This is a genomic window from Streptomyces sp. NPDC059443 (genome assembly GCF_042750105.1).
In the GTDB taxonomy this organism is placed as follows: Bacteria; Actinomycetota; Actinomycetes; order Streptomycetales; family Streptomycetaceae; genus Streptomyces.
In genome coordinates, this window is sequence record NZ_JBHYVM010000031.1 from 80,866 (window position 1) to 98,313 (window position 17,448).

Annotated in this window: 14 protein-coding genes; 3 read left to right on the forward strand and 11 right to left on the reverse strand. The window is 73.2% G+C overall.

Annotation, left to right across the window (positions count from 1 at the left end; genetic code table 11):
* Window positions 1-89: 89 nt before the first annotated feature.
* Entirely contained in the window at window positions 90-3,086 is a 2,997-nt protein-coding gene (locus ACFXDJ_RS26795) for an NACHT domain-containing protein (RefSeq protein ID WP_384850515.1), read from the reverse strand.
* Window positions 3,087-3,435: 349 nt separating this feature from the next.
* On the opposite strand from ACFXDJ_RS26795, the gene ACFXDJ_RS26800 reads away from it, so the two are divergent.
* Window positions 3,436-4,050, forward strand: a complete 615-nt coding sequence (locus tag ACFXDJ_RS26800) for a M23 family metallopeptidase (protein WP_384653353.1) — start codon at window positions 3,436-3,438, stop codon at window positions 4,048-4,050.
* Window positions 4,051-4,090: 40 nt separating this feature from the next.
* Here the strand turns inward: ACFXDJ_RS26800 and ACFXDJ_RS26805 are convergent, their stop codons facing one another.
* The 7 genes from ACFXDJ_RS26805 to ACFXDJ_RS26835 form a co-directional block, all read right to left on the reverse strand.
* Entirely contained in the window at window positions 4,091-5,302 is a 1,212-nt protein-coding gene (locus tag ACFXDJ_RS26805) for a LamG-like jellyroll fold domain-containing protein (RefSeq protein ID WP_384850518.1), read from the reverse strand.
* A gap of 67 nt (window positions 5,303-5,369) precedes the next feature.
* Window positions 5,370-6,680, reverse strand: a complete 1,311-nt coding sequence (gene cseC, locus ACFXDJ_RS26810) for a two-component system sensor histidine kinase CseC (protein ID WP_384653349.1) — start codon at window positions 6,678-6,680, stop codon at window positions 5,370-5,372.
* Window positions 6,681-6,751: 71 nt separating this feature from the next.
* Window positions 6,752-7,465 carry a two-component system response regulator CseB gene (gene cseB, locus ACFXDJ_RS26815; RefSeq protein WP_384653347.1) on the reverse strand — a complete coding sequence of 238 codons (714 nt, stop codon included), beginning with the start codon at window positions 7,463-7,465 and terminating at the stop codon, window positions 6,752-6,754.
* Window positions 7,466-7,531: 66 nt separating this feature from the next.
* A complete protein-coding gene (locus ACFXDJ_RS26820; protein ID WP_384653357.1) occupies window positions 7,532-8,191 on the reverse strand; it encodes a hypothetical protein in 660 nt (219 codons plus the stop codon).
* A 44-nt stretch (window positions 8,192-8,235) separates the two neighbouring features.
* Window positions 8,236-8,796, reverse strand: a complete 561-nt coding sequence (locus tag ACFXDJ_RS26825) for a SigE family RNA polymerase sigma factor (RefSeq protein WP_376660303.1) — start codon at window positions 8,794-8,796, stop codon at window positions 8,236-8,238.
* A gap of 174 nt (window positions 8,797-8,970) precedes the next feature.
* Window positions 8,971-9,933, reverse strand: a complete 963-nt coding sequence (locus ACFXDJ_RS26830; protein WP_384653345.1) for an A/G-specific adenine glycosylase — start codon at window positions 9,931-9,933, stop codon at window positions 8,971-8,973.
* A 29-nt stretch (window positions 9,934-9,962) separates the two neighbouring features.
* On the reverse strand, window positions 9,963-10,571 hold the full coding sequence (locus ACFXDJ_RS26835) for a phosphatase PAP2 family protein (RefSeq protein ID WP_384653343.1): 609 nt from the start codon (window positions 10,569-10,571) through the stop codon (window positions 9,963-9,965).
* A 159-nt stretch (window positions 10,572-10,730) separates the two neighbouring features.
* Between ACFXDJ_RS26835 and ACFXDJ_RS26840 the strand changes: the two genes are divergently transcribed.
* Window positions 10,731-11,555 (forward strand): hypothetical protein, encoded by an 825-nt coding sequence (locus ACFXDJ_RS26840; RefSeq protein WP_384653341.1) that lies wholly within the window; start codon window positions 10,731-10,733, stop codon window positions 11,553-11,555.
* 78 nt (window positions 11,556-11,633) lie between these two features.
* Here the strand turns inward: ACFXDJ_RS26840 and disA are convergent, their stop codons facing one another.
* Window positions 11,634-12,758, reverse strand: coding sequence for a DNA integrity scanning diadenylate cyclase DisA (gene disA / locus ACFXDJ_RS26845; protein WP_384653339.1), 1,125 nt, complete (start codon window positions 12,756-12,758; stop codon window positions 11,634-11,636).
* Window positions 12,759-12,932: 174 nt separating this feature from the next.
* Window positions 12,933-14,348 carry a DNA repair protein RadA gene (gene radA / locus ACFXDJ_RS26850; RefSeq protein WP_384850521.1) on the reverse strand — a complete coding sequence of 472 codons (1,416 nt, stop codon included), beginning with the start codon at window positions 14,346-14,348 and terminating at the stop codon, window positions 12,933-12,935.
* A gap of 240 nt (window positions 14,349-14,588) precedes the next feature.
* Here radA and ACFXDJ_RS26855 point away from each other — a divergent pair, with 240 nt between their 5' ends.
* Window positions 14,589-16,487, forward strand: a complete 1,899-nt coding sequence (locus ACFXDJ_RS26855) for a hypothetical protein (protein WP_384850524.1) — start codon at window positions 14,589-14,591, stop codon at window positions 16,485-16,487.
* Between the two features lie 30 nt (window positions 16,488-16,517).
* On the opposite strand, the gene ACFXDJ_RS26860 is transcribed toward ACFXDJ_RS26855, so the two are convergent.
* Window positions 16,518-17,387 carry a hypothetical protein gene (locus ACFXDJ_RS26860; protein ID WP_384850527.1) on the reverse strand — a complete coding sequence of 290 codons (870 nt, stop codon included), beginning with the start codon at window positions 17,385-17,387 and terminating at the stop codon, window positions 16,518-16,520.
* Window positions 17,388-17,448: the final 61 nt, after the last annotated feature.

Below are 17,448 nucleotides of genomic sequence, written 5' to 3' on the forward strand. Positions count from 1 at the left end.
CTCCCGGGCCCGCAACGCCCGTGCGGCTTGCCCCCCCGCGGGGGGGGGGCGCCCGTCCCCATTCGGTTCCGGGGCCGCCCCTTTCGGCGTCAGTGGTTGGCGAAGCGTCCCGCCGGGTCACCGAGCGCTTCGGCGAGGACACCGGGGAAGAAGCGAACGGCCGGCAGGGACAACCCGTCGGGCATGTCTCGGAGGTCGTCCAGGTGCAGCTCCCTCAGCTTCCCCAGACCTCGGATCACTTCCCATCCGGCCGCTCCGGGGGAGACGTCGTGGAGCCTGAGCTCTCCGAGCTCGTGCATCCGGCCCAGCGCGGCCCAGGAGGAAGGGGCCCGGTCGAGACCGATCCGGGCCAGGGACACGCCCGGATCGAGGTCGTCGAAGGACCAGTCGATGCCACGGCCGTACAAGGTGAGGGCGCGCAGCCCGGGCCAGCTCGCGATCAGATGTCCCAGGGACGGAGTTCCGGTCGAGCTGAGGTTGAAGGATTCGATCCCGAGCCCGTACAGCCCGCTCAGGTCCAGGAGGCGCTCGCACCCCGCGATGTAGACACTGCGCAAGGCCGTCTGCCCGCGGAGGAAGCCGAGCTCCGTCAGGTCGGCGTCGAGCAGGGCCAGGCTCTGGACCCGGCGCCGGCCCAGGTAGTCGGCCAGGGCGTCCCCGGACACCGTGCCCGTGACGGTCAGGCTCCGTGCCGGCGGGAGGAAGGATCCGAGCGCGCTCAGTTCGGCGTCCGAGGCGACCGTCAGGTCGTGGGGGGCGGGCTTGATGCGGCCGAGGACCTCCTGCGCGAATTCGCGGGCGTCGAAGGAGTGCCAGAGCTCCACCAGCTCGCGCCGCACCTGGAATGACGGATGGGCGGCGAACCGGGCGAGGTAGGGGATGGCCCCGTCCGCACCGCAGCCACCGGCCGCGAGGACCGAACAGTGCGCGGAGTTGTCGTCCGGCACCTCCTCCGGCCCCGGCAGCAGGTCCAGGATCAGCGGTCCGCAGCGCGCGAGGGACCGCGCCGCGTCGAAGCTGGTCGGCGGGATCAGCCGCCCGGCCGCGATCCGCACCGCGTCCCGCAGCTCCGGTTCCAGCTCGGCGGCGTACTCCAGGCAGGCCAGGGCCAGCAGCACCGAGCGGTCGGAGTCGCGGAGCAGCAGCTCGCGGATGATCGCCGCGCGGTCCCGGGGGCGGCCCTGGGCGACCGCCATGCGGATGACGTCCTCCCACTGGTCGTCGTCCGCGTGCCGGGTCAGTTCGCCGAGGCTCCCCTCGTCCAGGGCCGCCCCGGCCCCCAGGAAGTCCTGGAAGGTGCGGTGGACGAACTCGACGGTGTCCTCCGTGGGGGCCCGCAGCAGCCCGCTCCGCTCCACGAAGTGCCGTAGGACGGCCTGGGCGTCGCCCAGGGCCCGCGCGGCCGGTACGGCGGGCAGCGCGGCCGCGATGAGTCCCTCGGCCCGTTCGCGGCCGATCTCGACCCGGCCGTTGCGGATCAGCCAGTACGCGAGCCGTTGCAGCAGCTGGATCTGCGGCTCCTCCTCCAGGAAGGGAAGGCGCAGGTCCCGCTCCCGGTCCCGGCGGTGCAGCAGCATCGACAAGGCGGCCGCGTACAGCTCCTTGCGGCCGGAGGGCAGGAACCCCCGGCGTTCGCGGTGCAGGGCGCAGATCAGCCCGCACAGCAGCGGGTTGGTGGCGAGCCGGGCCAGGTCGGGCTTGGTGCGCAGGGAGTCCAGCAGCTGCTCGCACAGGTCCTCGTCGGGCTCCTCGCCCGCCCCCGTGGCCGCCCGGTGCCAGCGGGCGACGAAGCCGGTGACCTCGGTGCGGTTCATGGGGGAGAGGGCCAGTTCGGTGAACCCGTCGTCGGCGAGCCAGTCCTGGCGGACCGCCGAGGGGCGGGAGGTGACGAGCCAGCGGTTGCCGGGGTACGCGGCGATCAGGTCGGAGAGCCAGTTGCGGGCGCGGGCCCGCTCGGCCTCCGGGATCTCGTCGATGCCGTCGACGAGGACCAGGCCGCGCCCGTCGTGTAGGACCCGGTCCTCCCAGCCCTCGGGCGCCCGTCCCTTCAACGCCGTGGCGGCGAGGAAGTCCTCGGGGGCGGGCAGCCGCTCCCCGTGCCCGGTCAGGGTCCGCAGGGGCAGCACGTAGGGGATGAGCCCGCCCCCGCCACCGCCGCCGCCCCCGCCACCGCCGCCGCCCCCGGCGCCGTCCGCGTCCCGGGCGGTGGAGACGGCCAGCCACTGGATGAGCGTGGTCTTGCCGGAGCCGGCCTCGCCGCGCAGCAGGACCCGCTCGCAGCGGGCGAGGGTCTCCTCAGTGGTGACGGGAGCGCTGTGGAACGCGTGGGTCCCGCCCGTGCCCCCGTCGGCGCCGCGCGGGCCGAGGCCGCCGGTGTGGCGGGAGCGCGAGGTCACCTCCAGGTTCACGTAGGCCAGGTCCAGCGGCCAGCGGTCCGAGCCCGGCGCCAGGTCCAGCCCGAAGATCGTCAGGGTGGCGTGCCGTTTGACGAGGTACGCCCGGTACCTGCGCTCGAACTCCGCGTCCCCGGCGTCCTGGCGGGGGATCCGGGCGATCAGGGTGTCGATCTTGTCGATCACCTCGGTCTGGCGGCGGGCCTGCTCCACCAGGGCGGCCGGGATGAAGGTGGAGCGGGTGGTGAAGAAGTGCAGGATGTGCAGGCAGGTGAGCTCCAGCAGCCGGTCGTGGAAGAGCTCGGCGTCCCGCCCCAGGCCCGTGGCGGGCGCGGCCCTGCGCAGTTCGGCCGCGAAGGCCCGCGGGCCCATCCGCACCGCATGTACGTCCTCCAGGGCGATGTCCCCGAGCGCGTACAGGGTGGCGGCGAGCGCGGCCGGGACCCCCGCCTCCTCGCCGGGCGGGAGCGGGTGCTCGCCGGGGGCCCGCAAGGCCTCGGCGACCAGCTTCTCCGCGAGCCGGCGCAGATCGTCCCGGGACAGGACGCGCTGCTCGCGCACGGAGACGTAGGAGGAGATCCGCACGGGCCGGTCCACGAGTCCGGCGCCGGCCCCCTCCCCCCGGAAGAGCTTCTTCACGAGGGGGGTCACGACCCCCGAGGCCAGCCGGATCCCGATCACGGATGCGTCCACGAGGCGTGAGCGTAGCTCCGGGCGGAACGCGGCGCAGGGCTTTGGGCCCGAAGAAGGGGGTGCGGAGGTCCCGGGCCGGTGACAAGCCGCACAGGGCAAATCGGACCTACTAGGAGCATTCGTAGATCCGAACGTCCGATTTGCCCTACCCCAACCCCAGTGACGACGCGGTCAACAGGACGGACAGCCCTCCCCGCACCTACGAGGCCGGGTAGTAATCGGGGGGTTTGGGGAAGCCGGGGGGCCCGGGTTACCAAGGGTGGGCAAGCAGGCCCGGCACCCCGCTCAGCGTGCCGGGTCCTCTCTTGCCCGAAGCACCGTCCCCGTCCCCGGCCCCGGAGGTTCCTCGATGTCCCCGAAGCGCGTCATCACCCGTCGTACCCGTATCGCCATCGGCGCCACCGCTCTCGGTGCGGCCCTGGCGCTCGGGGCCGGGACGACCGCAGCCTTCGCGGACGAGGCCCAGACCGCCCTGGCCGGCACCGCCGAGCTCGTCGCCGAGCAGGCCACCGCCCAGGCCGCGGCGGTCGCCGCGAAGCCGGCCGTCACCTGGGAGAAGCCGGTGGAGCGCTACACGCTCTCCGCGACCTTCGGCGTGGGCGGCGCCATGTGGTCGCACAAGCACTCCGGCCAGGACTTCGCCGTCCCCGTCGGCACCCCGGTCGAGGCCGTCTCGGCGGGCACCGTGGTCAAGGCCGGCCCGAACGGCGGCGGCGACGGCCCGGCGTACGGCAACGCCATCGTGATCAAGCACGCGGACAACACGTACTCGCAGTACGCGCACCTCTCGAAGATCCAGGTCAAGATCGGCCAGAAGGTCTCGATGGGCCAGCAGATCGCCCTGTCCGGCAACACCGGCAATTCGAGCGGCCCGCACCTCCACTTCGAGATCCGGACCACCCCGAACTACGGTTCGGCCGTGAACCCGGTCGCCTTCCTGCGGACGGTCGGCGTCACCGTCTGACCTGTCCGGCCCCTCCGACCCGTCCGGTCGGCCGGCGGGATCAGAACAGCAGCCAGGCCCCGACCGGCCTGATCGAAGGGTCGATCTTGCCCGGCTGCTGGTCGTCCACCTGCTCCGGCGACAGCGCGATCTTGTAGATCCGCAGGCTGTCCATGCTCCCGGCCCAGGCCCCGGCCCAGTTGCCCTGGGCGCGGGTGCGGCCCAGCTCCAGCGGCCCGGGGGCCTTGTAGATGCCGGGGACCTTGGCCTCGTTGATCTGCTTGCCGTTCACGAACAGCGTGATCATCTTGTCCGTGGCGTTGTAGGTGGCGGTCAGCTCCGTCATGGTGTTGTCCATCTTGCGGCCCTCGGCCACGACGGTCTGCGTGGTGCTGTCCGCGCCCTCCTTGTTCGTCTGGACCCGGAAGATCCACGCCGGCTTGCCGTTCACCTCGTCCGAGCCCAGTTCGAAGGCGAACGTCTTCTCGTTGCCCTGGCTGACGGCGATCTGCCGCCCCTTCGCGGCGGTGTTCGAGATCCGGGCCGAGACGGTGAAGCTCTTCGACACGTCGATGAGCGCCTTCTGGGACTCCGCGCACGAGTTCGGGGTTCCGGTCGTACGGAACTCGAACCGCTTGTCGACCGGCACGGCGGAGGCCTCCGGGCCCATCTTCAGCGGCGACTTGCCGGCGCGGTCGCGCAGGACCGTCGGGTCGTCGGGGGCGGTCGGGATGTTGTCCGGCGCCTTGGAGCCGCTCGCCGAGGGGGAGGGCGAGGCGGAGGCCGACGGCGAGCCGCTCGCCTGCGGCTTGGCGTCGTCGGAGCCCTTGTCGTCGCCGAGCAGCAGGAACGCCGCCCCGCCGCCGGCGAGCAGGACCAGTGCGGTCGCCCCGCCGATGACCGCCCACAGCCGCTTCTTGCGCCGGTCCCGCTCGGCGCCTTCCGCCAGCGCGTTCCAGTCCGGCTCGTCGGGCGACGGCTGGAACGGACCGGGTACGGGCGGCACCTGCGGGAAGGGGCCCTGCTGGTACGGACCCGGCTGCGGGTAGCCGTATCCGGCGGGCGGGACCTGCCCGTCGGCCGGCGGGCCGAAGCCGCCGGGCGCACCGGGCGCACCGGGCGCGGGCGGGTAGCCGTAGCCCCCGGGCTGGCCGGCCTGCGGATAGCCGTACCCGCCTGCGGGTATCTGCCCCTGCGGGTATCCGTAGCCGCCGTTGTCGGGGGCGCCGGGTGCGGGCTGGGGGTTTTGCGGGCGATCCGTACCGTCAGTCATGGATCGGATGCTAAAACATCGACGTCCGCAATCGAACAGCCGTTGGTCGCGATACGGTTCCGCCCGGTCAGGGCAGCCGCACGATCGGGAAGCTGCCCGTGGCCGTCGGCGCGTGCTCCGGCAGCCACAGCACCGCCACCGCCCCGGCCGCCGCGCCGCCCTGGACGAAGCCGCCCGGGGCCGCCACGTTGCGGAACGTCAGCCGGGCGCCCAGCACCCGCGCCTGCCCCTCCGCGATGGTCAGCCCCAGCCCGTGCCCCACGCCGGCGCGGTCCGTGGACCCGGTGCGGAACCGGCTAGGCCCCTCGCGCAGCAGCGCTTCCGGGAATCCCGGCCCGTGGTCCCGGACCCGTACGACCCGGCCCTCGACGTCGACCTGGACGGGCGCCCGCCCGTACCGCGCGGCGTTCGCGAGGAGGTTCCCGAGGATCCGCTCCAGGCGGCGCGGGTCGGTGCTGACGATCTCGTCCGCGACGATCCGTACGGTCGCCTCCGGCATCAGGGAGTTGACCCGGCGGCTCACGAACTCGCCCAGTGCCACGTCCTGGAGCTCCGCCCGCTCGGACGTGCTGTCCAGCCGGGCCACCTCCAGCACGTCCTCGACCAGCGCCCGCAGGGCCTGCGCGCGGTCCCGTACGAGCTCGGTCGGCCGGCCCGGAGGCAGCAGTTCCGCCGCCGTGAGCAGGCCGGTCACCGGGGTGCGCAGCTCGTGCGCGATGTCGGCGGTCACCCGCCGCTCGGCCTCCAGCCGCTGCTGGAGCGCGTCCGCCATCGCGTCGACGGCCCGCGCGAGATCGTCGGTCTCGTCGCGCACGACGCCGCCGACCGCGTCCCGGACCCGTACCTCGGGGTCCCCGTGCGCCACCCGCTGGGCGGCGGCCGCGGCCTTGCGCAGCCGGCGCGAGATCTGTCCGCCGATGAGCACGCCGAGTGCGGAGCCGCCGACCACCACCGCGAGGGAGCCGACGACCAGGGCCCGGTCCAGGTCGCGCACCATGTTGGCGCTCTCCCGGAACTGGGTGTGCAGCGAGAGCACCTGCCCGTTGCCGAGCGGTACGGCCGCCCACACCTCGGGGAGCCCGCGCGGGTTCTCCTGGATGTAGGTGCCGCGACGCCCGGAGCGGGCCTTCTCGCGCAGGTCCGCTGGCAGTTCGGGGTCGTTCAGCTTGGCGCCCATGGGCGGCTTGCGGCCGGCCTCGGCGTTGCGGGAGATGAACTGGACCCGGTCCAGCTGCACCTCGCGGGCGCTCTCCAGCATCGACACGCGGGCAGCGCTGTGCACCACCAGGCTGAGCGCGAGGGCGGTGAGGGCGCCGACGGAAGCGATGGCGAGCGTGATCTTCCAGCGGATTCCGGTCCGGAGGGTGAACCGCTTCATGCCCGCTTCATCCCCGTGCTCATCCGCGTGCTCATCCGCGTGCTCTCCCCGCGTTCGTTCTTCTCAAGGCATCAGGCCTTCAGCTTGTATCCGAAACCCCGGACCGTCTCGATCCGGTCCTGCCCGATCTTGGTGCGCAGGCGCTGGACGTGGACGTCCACCACCCGGGTGTCGCCACCCCAGTCGTAGTCCCAGACCCGCTCCAGCAGCCGGTCACGCGAGAGGACGGTACCCGGGGAGGTGGAGAACTCCAGCAGCAGCCGCATCTCGGTGGGCGTCAGCGCCACCGAGGCACCGGCCTTGCGCACCTCCATGCCCTCCGTGTCGACCTCCAGGTCGCCGAAGACCAGGACCCCGCGCTCGTCGTCGTCCCCCTCGCCGTCGCCGCCCGATCCGCCGCCCTGCGGGCCGCCGGCGTGGCCGAAGCGGCGCAGGACCGCGCGGATGCGGGCGACGAGGACGGAGCCGTCGAAGGGCTTGGTGACGTAGTCGTCGGCGCCCGCCTCCAGGCCCAGGACCACGTCGATGGAGTCGGCACGGGCCGACAGCATGATCACGGGGACCGTGGACTCGTCGCGGATGCGGCGGCACAGGCTCACGCCGTCCATGCCGGGCACCATCACGTCGAGCAGGGCGATGTCGGGCCGGTCCGCCCGGAAGGACTCCAGGCCGGACAGTCCGTCGGGCATGGCGGTGACCACGAACCCGTCGCGCTCCAGCGCCAGGGTCGTGGCCTCACGGATGACGTCGTCGTCCTCCACGAACAGGACATGGGTATCGGCCATTCGGGAGCCTCGCCTCGCCTCGGTACTCGTACTCGTACGCGGTTCTCGTACGCGGTTCTCTGATTGTCAGCTCTTCGGAGTGACGGCGGGAGCGGGGGCGACCCCGCCGTCGACCACGTTGCTGTAGTCGGTGTGCACCCGGTCCTGCTCGGTGAACTTCTCCCCGTTCCAGCGGTACGTGATCACGTCCTCGCCCGACGGATAGGCGAGCGCCTCGCTCTTCGCGTAGATCTGCTTGGTGACGACCAGGTCCCCCCGGTCGATCTCCGCGTAGACGGGCGGCTGCTCGTCGGCGAAGACATTCTCGTACTTCGTGCCCTCCTCGCGGTACACGTACGTACCGCGGCCCAGGGCGTCGGCGCAGGACAGGACGTTGACCACGATGTCGACGGCCGGGCCGCCGGTGACCTTCCCGTAGCTGACGTCGACCGGGTACTCCTTGCCCGTGCAGGGCTTCAGGTCCCGCTTGATCTCGGCGCTGACCTTGGGATCCGCCTTGAGCAGCTCGACCGGGTCCACCTTCTTGCCCGTCTTGCCGGAGGCCTGGGGAGCGAGGGGAACGGTGCTGGCCGCCCCGTCGTGCTCGGCGGGAGCGGAGGAGGGCGCGCCGGTCTTGGCCACCGAATCGGTGCGGGCCGGGCCGCCGTCGCGCAGACCGGTGCCTCCGGTGGAGCAGCCGGCCGCGAACAGCACAGTGCCGGCGAGGACAGCCGTCCCCGCCGACATGAGTACCACTGAGCTCTTGGCGCTCAGGCCCCGCTTGTGGCCGTTCAGGCCGCGCACCGCTCACGCCCCTCGTACCTGATGGTGTGGTCACCGCGCTCCAGCGCACGCATGTCCAGGTCCCGGCTCTCCAGCTCCTGCCGGAGACGGGCCAGTGCGCGGTGCAGAGTGCTCTTCACGGTTCCCGCCGACATGCCGAGCGCCGCGGCCGTCTCCTCGGTGCTCATCTGCTCCCAGTGTCGCAGCACGACCACGCTGCGCTGCTTGGGCGCGAGCACCTTGAGGATGTCCATCAGCAGGGCGCGGTCGGCGCGCTGGTCCGAGCCGTCCTCGACCGAGGCGTCGGGGAGCTGCTCGGTGGGGACCTCTTCGAGCTTGCGGGCACGCCACCACTCGGTGCGCGTGTTGATCATGACGCGGCGCAGGTAGGCATCGGCGAGGGACTTGTCGGCGATGCCGTCCCAGCGGCCGTAGGTGCGCACGAGGGCGGTCTGCAGGAGGTCCTGCGCGTCGGTCGGGTCCGGGACCAGGCGACGGGCACTGCGCAGCAGCGCGTCCTGCCGAGTGCGTACGTACTCTTCGAATTCGAGTACATCGCCGTGCGCCATCTCAGACCGCCTCCGCTACCGTCCACCCGCTGATCCGCTGTCTTACGGGTTCGACGTTACGGAGGCACTGTCACGGGCCTGTGCGAGTGAGCCTTCGGTGGACGCACGGACACCCATAGGTTGTGTAACAGCGGCTGTGAGCTGCGGTTTCTCCGGCTAAGCGGAATCCCTGAGTCAGCCCCCGGTGGCCGTGGGTTCCTCTGCCGGGTTCACCGCCGGGCCCCCCGCGGGGAGCCCCGCCGGAAGCCGGTACATCCGCCCGGCCAGCGGCTCCACCAGCCCGTCCGCGACCAGCCCGTCCAGGGCCCGGGCCCGCTGTACGGGCTCGCCCCAGACCGTGTCGAGGACCGACTGCGGCACCGCGCCGACCGCCTCGCGCAGCACCGCGAGGAGCTTGCCGCGCACCTGCCGGTCCGTACCGGCGTACGTCTGCCCGCGCCTCGGCGGCCCCTCGTGCGCGGGCTTCCCGGCGAGCCGCCACGCGCACAGCCCGGCCACGGGGCAGCGCGCGCAGTCCGGTGACTTGGCCGTGCAGACCAGGGCCCCGAGCTCCATCGAGGCCGCCGCCCAGCGGGCCGCGGTCTCCTCGTCCTCGGGCAGCAGGGCCCGCGCCAGGCGCCGCTCGGCGGCGGTCGTGGCGTTCGGCGGGTACTCGACCCCCGTCGCGGTGCGCGCGAAGACCCGGCGCACGTTGGTGTCCAGGACGGCGTGCCGCTGCCCGTACGCGAAGGAGGCCACGGCGGCCGCCGTGTACTCGCCGATCCCGGGCAGCGCCAGCAGCTGCGCGTGCTCGCGCGGTACGTCGCCCCCGTGCCGCTCCGTTATCGCGAGGGCCGCGCCGTGCAGGCGCAGGGCCCGGCGCGGATAACCGAGCCGCCCCCAGGCCCGTACGGCCTCTCCGGGAGCCTCGGCGGCCAGGTCGGCGGGGCGGGGCCAGCGGGCCAGCCACTGCTCGTACACCGGCAGGACCCGGTTGACGGGGGTCTGCTGGAGCATGAACTCGCTGACCATCACCCCCCAGGGGCCGGCCTCGGGGCGGCGCCAGGGAAGGTCGCGGGCATGTCCGTCGAACCACGCGATGACCGGGGAGTGCAGCGCGGCGGCGGAGGGGGGCGTCGAGGACGAGGATGCAGTCATGGCAGACGGCATCCTGGCACGTTTCGCCCCTACCGTGCCGGGCCCGGCCCCGCGATCAGGACAGCGGTGCGGCCGCCGTTGGCCCGCATGGCGGCGATGATCCTACTGGTCGGACCGGTGAGGGCGAGGACGGCGAGCGCGGCGAGACTGGCGCCCAGCAGCAGGCCCATCGCCACGTCGTGCGGGTAGTGGACGCCGACGAACACGCGGGAGAAGGCCATCAGCAGCGCGAGCGGAACGGTCAGCAGCGCGAGGCGGCTCACGGCCAGGGCCAGCGCGACGGCGGCGGCGCCCGCGATGGTGGCGTGATTGCTCGGGAAGGACCAGTCGCCGGTGGCCGGGCACTTGACGAGCGAGGCCGCCGCTCCGGCCACGGCCCGGCAGGGGCGCTCCTCGTCCACGCTGGACTTCACCAGCTCCGAGCCCACGTACGCGAGGGCGGTGGCCAGGGGTGCGAGCAGGGCGAGCGCGACGGTCCGGGGGTCGCGCCCGCCGCGTGCGCGCCACCACACGGCTATGAAGAGGGCGCCGAAGACGAACAGTCCGTACTTCGTCCAGACCTCGAAGGCCGATTGGACCCACGCGGGGGTCGAGTGGGCGAAGTCGGTGATGTCGAGGTAGAGGCCGGAGCTGTCCATGGTCACTGACGGTACCCAAAGTGGAATAACGCCCTCATCAGTGCCTGGCCGATTCCGGCCGGTCCCGGCCGCCTCGGCGAGATGATCATCGGCAAAACAAGCCGTCTGCGCGGCATGTGGGGCACGGATCGCGCCCCGGACTCTCGTAAAGTTCCGTCCGTGGGATCTCTGCGCAATCCGGTCGGGCCGCTCCCCTCCTCCATCTACTGGCGACGGAGGGCCGTGCTGGCGTCCGTTGCCGCGCTCCTGGCGCTCCTCGCCGTATGGACCGTCAGCTCCGGCGGGGGGAAGACGAGTGCGAACGGCAAGGGCCGGGGCGGCTCCGATCCCGTCACCCAGATCACCCCCGGCCCCTCCGGCTCCGGCCCGGCGATCAGTCAGGCCCCGGGCGGCCGCGGCGAGTCGGGCACGGGCACGGGCACCGGCGGTACGGGCGCGGGCGCCGACCCGGGCGCGAGCCCCGGCACGGGCCCCGGCAAGAACGGCGAGCCGGGCGGCGACCAGGGCGCGGCGGACGGGGGCTCCGGCGGCTCCGGCGGCTCCGCCGTCAACCAGACCGTCCCGGCGGACTCACCGCTGCCCACGTGCGCGGCGGGTGCGCTGCAATGGGAGGTCAAGAGCGTGAAGAACGAGTACGAGGCGAACGAGAAGCCCCGCCTCGAACTCATCGCGCGCAATGTCTCCGGCACCACGTGCAAGGTCGATCTCGGCCCGAAGCAGGCGGTCCTGACCATCACTCAGGCGAGCAACGCGAAGTCGGTCTGGTCCTCGTCGGACTGCCCGACGGGCGCGGCCAACGTCTTCTTCCGCGTCCCCTCGCAGGGCGAGACGAAGCAATCCCTGGAATGGGACCGCCACTTCAGCGCGGCGACCCAGTGCGGGTCGCCTCCGGCGGGGGCTGCTGTGGCGGACACGTACGTGGTCGAGGTCAAGTCCCCCGGGATGCCGGTGGCCCGAACCTCGTTCGTGCTGAAGCAGGACTAACCGCGCGGCGCCGTGGCCGGGGGCCAGCCCCCGGACCCCCGCGCCTCAAACGCCGGCGGGGCTGGAAAATCCAGCTCCCTAGACGTACCGCTCCAGGATCGAGGACTCCGCCAGGCGGGACAGGCCCTCGCGGACGCTACGGGCACGGGCCTCGCCGACCCCGTCGACGGTCTGGAGGTCGTCCACCGACGCGGCGAGCAGCTTCTGGAGGCCACCGAAGTGCTCCACCAGCCGCTCGATGATCGCGCCCGGCAGCCGGGGCACCTTCGCCAGCAGTCGGTAGCCCCGCGGGGACACCGCCGAGTCCAGGGTCTCCGGCGAACCCGTGTACCCCAGCGCCTTCGCCACGATCGCCAGTTCCAGCAGCTCCGGATGGGTCAGCGCGTCCAGCGCCGGCAGCGCTTCCTCCACCGTCCGCGACCGCTTCGCCGTCGGCTCCGGCACGTAGTCCCGGATGACCAGCTCGCGCTCCTGCTCGATCCCGACCGTCAGCTCGTCCAGCTGGAGCGACAGCAGTCGGCCGTCCGTGCCCAGCTCGACCACGTATTCCGCGATTTCCGTCGCGATCCGGCGGACCATTTCCAGCCGCTGCGCCACCGCCGTGACATCGCGGACCGTCACCAGGTCCTCGATCTCCAGCGCGGACAGCGTGCCCGCTACCTCGTCCAGGCGGAGCTTGTACCGCTCCAGCGTGGCCAGCGCCTGGTTCGCCCGGGACAGGATCGCCCCGGACTCCTCCAGCACGCGCCGCTCGCCGTCCACGTAGAGCGCGATCAGCCGCATCGACTGCGACACCGACACCACCGGGAACCCGCACTGCTTCGAGACGCGGTCCGCGGTCCGGTGCCGGGTGCCCGTCTCCTCCGTGTGGATCGACGCGTCCGGCACCAGCTGCACGCCCGCGCGCAGGATCTTGGTGAGGTCCTTGTCCAGGATCAGCGCGCCGTCGAGCTTGCACAGCTCGCGCAGGCGGGTCGCGGTGAACTCCACGTCCAGGACGAAACCGCCCGTGCACATCGCTTCCACGGACTTGTCCATGCCGAGGACGATGAGCCCGCCGGTGTTGCCGCGGACGATCCGTTCGAGGCCGTCGCGCAGCGGCTGACCGGGTGCGACCGCGCTCAGCGAGGCACGCATCATGGCCTCCTGCTTGGAGCTCGCGCCCGACTTCCCGGATGCTGCTGCCCCGTCCTTGGCTGCCACTGCACTCCTCCGGTCGCGGGTTGTACCGCCTGCGTACGGCCGGGCGGACCAGCGCAAAGTCTACCGGCGCGGCCCGTGCGCCCGCCGTCCCTTGACCGGCATCGCCCCGGGAGGCCCCCGTACGGACCCCCTGACCTGCCCCCTGACCTGCCCCTCAGGCCCGGATCCGGTTGGCTAGCGCGCGTCCCGTTCCTTCTCCGCCGTACGCGACCGCCCGCGCGGCAGCACCCGTAGCGCATCGCCCATGTCGGCGACCTCGGTCACCTTCATCCCGGCCGGCACCTTCCCCGGATCCACCGGTACCAGCGCGTGCGTGAAGCCCAGCCGGTACGCCTCCGCGAGCCGCCGCTGTACGCCCGTCACCCGCCGCACCTCGCCCGCGAGCCCGACCTCGCCGATGGCGACCAGGTTCTTCGGGAGCGGTACGTCGCTGGCCGCCGAGGCCAGGGCCAGGGCGATCGCCAGGTCGGCGGCCGGCTCGGTGAGTTTCACTCCGCCCACGGTGGCGGAGTAGATGTCCCGCTTGCCCAGCGCCGTGATCCGGCCGCGCTGCTCCAGTACCGCCAGCATCATCGAGACGCGCGAGGTCTCCAGACCCGAGGTGGTCCGGCGCGGCGAGGGGATCTGCGAGTCCACCGTCAGCGCCTGCACCTCGGCGACCAGCGGCCGCTTGCCCTCCAGCGTCACCGTCAGGCAGGTGCCCGGGACGGGCTCGGCGCGGCGGGTCAGGAACAGCCCGCTCGGGTCGGCGAGTCCGTTGATGCCCTCGTCGGTCAGCTCGAAGCAGCCGACCTCGTCCGTGGTGCCGTACCGGTTCTTCACACCGCGTACGAGGCGCAGCCGCGCGTGCCGGTCGCCCTCGAAGCTCAGTACGACGTCGACCAGGTGCTCCAGCAGCCGGGGACCGGCGATCGCCCCGTCCTTGGTGACGTGGCCGACCAGCAGCGTGGACATCCCGCGCTCCTTGGAGGCCCGGATCAGCGCCCCGGCCACCTCCCGGACCTGGGCCATGCCGCCGGGCGCGCCGTCGATCTCCGGGGAGGCGACCGTCTGTACGGAGTCCATGATCAGCAGCGAGGGCTTCACCGCGTCGAGGTGCCCGAGGACGGCGGACAGATCGGTCTCGGCGGCCAGGTAGAGGTGGTCGCTGAGCGCGTTGATCCGGTCGGCCCGCAGCCGCACCTGGCTCGCCGACTCCTCGCCCGTGACGTACAGGGTGCGGTGCTCGTCGCTGGCGGCCTTCGCCGCGACGTCGAGCAGCAGCGTGGACTTGCCGACGCCCGGCTCGCCCGCGAGCAGCACGACCGCGCCGGGGACCAGCCCGCCGCCCAGCACCCGGTCCAGCTCGCTCACTCCGGTGCTGCGGGCGGTCGCCGTCCGCACGTCGACCTGCCCGATCGGCACGGCGGCCGTGGTGACCCGGCCCGCCGCGGTGGTCCGCACGGCGGGCGCGCCGCCCAGCTCCTCGACGGTGCCCCAGGCCTGGCACTCGGGGCACCGGCCGAGCCACTTGGCGGTGGAGTACCCGCACTCGGTACAACGGTAGGACGGCCGGTCCTTGGCGGATGAACGAGATGTACGGGCAGCCATGCGGCCCACCGTAGCCGCCGCCACCGACAGCCCCGTCCCGCCGTCCACCGCCGTGGACCTTCCGCCGTCCGCCGCCGCACTCCGCCGTCCGCCGCCGTGCACCGTCGTGCACCTTCCGGTCCGCCCTCTGGCGTGCGGCGTCAGGGGCGCTGTCAGCACGATGCCGATCTGTTCACCCGTAAGGGCTAAAAGTGGTGAAGGCTTCCGGGGCACCACCGGCGCGCCGCCTACGGTCGCCGAGTGAACAGCAGCAACCAGGCAGACCCCGCATCGCGCACCGGCGCACACCGGGCGCACGGGCGCGCGCCCACCGAGGGGACGAAGGCGGAGCAGCCGCCGCCACCGTTCCGGCACGAGCCCTACCTGGACGGCTTGTTCACGTACTGCCTCTCGGTCCTGTGTGACCACGACACCGCCACCGACGTGCTCGGCGACGTCCTCGCCGTAGCCGAACGGCACCCGGGCCGCTGCCCCGATGAAGGGGCCCGGCGCGCCTGGCTCTACGCCCTCGCGCGCTGGGCCTGCCTGCGCCGGCTCGCCGAGCGGCGGCGCACGCGGCACGGATACGGGGCGGGCTACGGGCACGGGCACGGGGGAGCGCATTCCGCCCGGCGTGCGCCGGAGCGCATGAGCCGGGACCGTGCGCCGGATCCGGCGCACGGGACCGCCGCTTCCACGACCACGACCACGTCCACGACCGCCTCCGCCGCCGGTTTCGCCACCGGCCCGGAAGGGAAGACGGGCGCAGAGGCGCTCGAACCCTCGGCGGCCCACCGCCATGCCGAGCTCGCCCGGCTCGCCTGGCCCGAGGCGGCCGGCACCACCCCCGAGCAGCGCGAGGCCCTCGAACTCGCCGTCCGCCACCGCCTCGGCGTCACCGAACTCGCCTCCGTCCTCGGCACGCCCCCGGCCGCCGCCCGCGAACTGCTCTCCGCGGCCGCCTGCGAGGTCGAGCGCACCCGCGCCGCCCTCGCCGTCGTGGAAACCGGCAACTGCCCGACCGTGTCCCGGCTCACCGGCGACGACGGCGAAGGCGGCGGGGACAGCGGAGACGGCGGCGCCGGGAACGTACTGCTGTCCTCCGCCCTGCGCGCCGAGCTCGTGCGCCACGTCGACGACTGCCCGCGCTGCCGCCGCGTCGCCGAACGCGTCGGCGTCGGCGCGCCCTGGCCCGGCTCGGGCGGCATCAACACCGTCGGCCTCCCGCTGGTCCCGGCCCCGCGCACCGCCGTCCGCGCCGCGATGCTCCGCTCGGGCACCGGCCGACGGGTCAGCGGATCCGGCCCGCGCTTCGACCGCACCGGCTTCCCCATGGACCCCAAGGACCGGGCGGCCCGCCGCGACCGGCTGCGCGCCCGCGCCGTGACCACCACCGTGGTCGCCACCGTCGTCGCGGCCCCGGTCCTGGCCCTGTGGGCGGCGTACCGGGCGGCTCCGAGCACCGGGGAACCCGTGGGCAACGGAGCCACCCGCATCTCGGCGAGCGAGGCGGAGCTCCCGCAGCCGCGCACCGACGGCCGCCCGCTGACCGCCTACGAGAACGCGGGCAACGCCGCCGTCGTCGCGGGCAACCCCCAGTTCGCCCCGGGCACCGCCGCCCCCGACGTCTCCGTCGAGGTCATCAGCAGCGGCGCCGCGCCGTCCGCCACCCCCGCCGGACCCGGCACCCCCGGCCGGCTGAGCGCGACCGCCTCCTCCCAGGGCTCGACCACCCTGCTGACGCTCACCGCCTCGGGCGGAGCCCCGGTCGACTGGCGGCTGTGGTCCGACGCCCCGTGGCTGCGGGCCAGCCAGACCTCGGGGCGGCTCGCCCCAGGAGAATCGGTCACCCTACGGATCAACGTGGACTCCGAAGCCCAGCCCGTAGGGGCCTGGACCGCCCGGGTCGGAGTGGATCCGGCCGGCGCGGTGATCTCCATCCAGGGCCGCGGCCGCCCGGCGCCGACCCCGACTCCGGCGGACCCGACGCCGACGCCGACCCCCACGCCGACTCCCACTCCCACTCCCACGCCGACCCCGACGCCGACCCCGGCACCCACCCCCACGCCGACCCCGACGCCGACACCCACGCCCACCCCCGTACCGAGCCAGTCGGGGGGAGCGGCCTCCCCGGCCGCTCCCCCCGCGCCTTCCGCCTAGCTTCGGCCTGGCTTCGGCCTAGCCTTCCGCCTAGCCCTCGGCCTTGGCCGGCGGCACCGGATCCGCCGGGTGCGGGGCCATCGGCAGCAGCGAGGCCAGCCGCGCCTCGCAGAGCGCGACGAGAGCCTCGTAGGCCTCCTTGCCCATCAGCTCCGTCAGCTCGGCGCGGTAGGACACGTAGACCGGGTCCCCGGCGCCGTGCGCGGACGTGGCCGACGTGCACCACCAGTGCAGGTCATGGCCGCCCGGACCCCAGCCGCGCCGGTCGTACTCGCCGATCGTCACCTGGAGCACCCGCGTGTCGTCGGGCCGGTCGATCCAGTCGTAGGTCCGCCGGATCGGCAGCTGCCAGCACACGTCCGGCTTGGTCTCCAGCGGCTCCTTGCCCTCGCGCACGGCCAGGATGTGCAGCGAACAGCCGGCCCCCGCCGGGAACCCGGGCCGGTTGAGGAAGATGCAGGCGCCGTCCCAGCGCCGGGTCTGCTTCTCCCCGTCGTCGTGCTGCGTCCACCCCGACTCGCTGCCGACGTCGTGGAACTGCCACAGCTCCGGCGTCAGCCGCGCCACGTTCTCGGCGACCCGCTTCTCGTCGTCCTCGTCGGAGAAGTGCGCGCCGAGCGTGCAGCAGCCGTCGTCCGCCCGCCCCGCCTGGATGCCCTGGCAGCCGCTGCCGAAGATGCAGGTCCAGCGGGAGGTCAGCCAGGTCAGGTCGCAGCGGAAGATCTGCTCCTCGTCGGCGGGATCGGGAAACTCCACCCAGGCCCTGGGAAAGTCGAGCCCCTTCTCATCGGCGACGAGGTCCTTCTTCGCCTTCGGGGCCTGCGAGCCCTTCGGAGGCTTCGGGGGCTTCGTCTTGTCCGACCGGGACTTGGACTTGTTGGCCTTCTTCGTATTTGGCACAAACCCCAGCCTAAGCGCCCCTTACTCCACCCCTACGCCTTCGGCCCAGTAGCGTTTCCTC

Bases quoted from the DNA above. Each gene is read 5' to 3' on its own strand.
- ACFXDJ_RS26800 (WP_384653353.1), top strand. From the start codon at position 3,436: ATGTCCCCGAAGCGCGTCATCACCCGTCGTACCCGTATCGCCATCGGC.
- ACFXDJ_RS26805 (WP_384850518.1), bottom strand. From the start codon at position 5,302: ATGACTGACGGTACGGATCGCCCGCAAAACCCCCAGCCCGCACCCGGC.
- cseC (WP_384653349.1), bottom strand. From the start codon at position 6,680: ATGAAGCGGTTCACCCTCCGGACCGGAATCCGCTGGAAGATCACGCTC.
- cseB (WP_384653347.1), bottom strand. From the start codon at position 7,465: ATGGCCGATACCCATGTCCTGTTCGTGGAGGACGACGACGTCATCCGT.
- ACFXDJ_RS26820 (WP_384653357.1), bottom strand. From the start codon at position 8,191: ATGTCGGCGGGGACGGCTGTCCTCGCCGGCACTGTGCTGTTCGCGGCC.
- ACFXDJ_RS26825 (WP_376660303.1), bottom strand. From the start codon at position 8,796: ATGGCGCACGGCGATGTACTCGAATTCGAAGAGTACGTACGCACTCGG.
- ACFXDJ_RS26830 (WP_384653345.1), bottom strand. From the start codon at position 9,933: ATGACTGCATCCTCGTCCTCGACGCCCCCCTCCGCCGCCGCGCTGCAC.
- ACFXDJ_RS26835 (WP_384653343.1), bottom strand. From the start codon at position 10,571: ATGGACAGCTCCGGCCTCTACCTCGACATCACCGACTTCGCCCACTCG.
- radA (WP_384850521.1), bottom strand. From the start codon at position 14,348: ATGGCTGCCCGTACATCTCGTTCATCCGCCAAGGACCGGCCGTCCTAC.